Origin of the sequence: Teichococcus wenyumeiae (genome assembly GCF_003696345.1) — a bacterium.
In the GTDB taxonomy this organism is placed as follows: Bacteria; Pseudomonadota; Alphaproteobacteria; order Acetobacterales; family Acetobacteraceae; genus Pseudoroseomonas; species Pseudoroseomonas wenyumeiae.
Genome location: NZ_RFLX01000179.1, coordinates 1 through 783 on the forward strand (window position 1 = coordinate 1; position 783 = coordinate 783).

Here is a 783-nt window from a genome sequence, read left to right on the forward strand (position 1 = left end):
GCAACATGTGTGGACGCCCCCATCGGAGCAAGAAGATTTTCAGGACTGCGTGGCGCGTAGTCGGGTGCTGACATGTGTCCGGCCTCTGTTGCGGCTGGTCACATGCCGCGGGCCCGTATGGGAGTTCGTGGATCAGGTCCAAATCAGAACCGCGTACTCGAGGTACGTCGTTGCGAACTGGTTTTCCCGACCCCGTCTCATCGACCGTTGCGCCATACCTTCCGTCTGACCTTCCTACGCCTACGACGGCCCCACGGCCGCAAGCGCGCTTACGCGGCTGCGGCCGGAGCCCGGTAGATCCCTCCTTTGGCCATGAGCGCCCAGACGATGCGGGCCATCTTGTTGGCCAGGGCCACTGTCACCAGCATTGGCGGCTTTCGCGAGAGCATGCGGCCAAGCCACGTTCCCCCTGCCACATTCTTTCGCCTGGCCCAGCGCACCACCGCGCTCGCGCCAATGATCAGCAGGCGGCGAAGAGTTCGCTCACCCATCTTGGAAACCCGGCCCAGCTTCTGCTTGCCTCCTGTTGAGCGCTGGAGCGGCGTGAGGCCGAGCCAGGCCGCGAAGTCGCGCCCACACCTGAATGTCTCTGCTGGCGGTGCCAGGGCCGCCATGGCCGTTGCGGTCACCGGTCCGAGACCGGGGATTGTCATGAGGCGATGCGCCAGCTCGTCCTCTTTGGCGCGACGGGCAATCTCCACATCCAGGAGCTTGATCCGCTCTTCCAGCGCACCCAGTGTTCCGGTGAGGACCTGCAGCACCGGGCGTGCCGCCTCTGGAAAC

At 64.9% G+C, this 783-nt stretch carries 1 protein-coding gene; it reads right to left on the reverse strand.

Annotation, left to right across the window (positions count from 1 at the left end; all coding sequences use genetic code 11):
* Positions 1–269: 269 nt before the first annotated feature.
* A partial coding sequence (locus EBE87_RS28485; RefSeq protein ID WP_120641322.1) for an IS110 family RNA-guided transposase occupies positions 270–783 on the reverse strand: 514 nt, incomplete at its 5' end.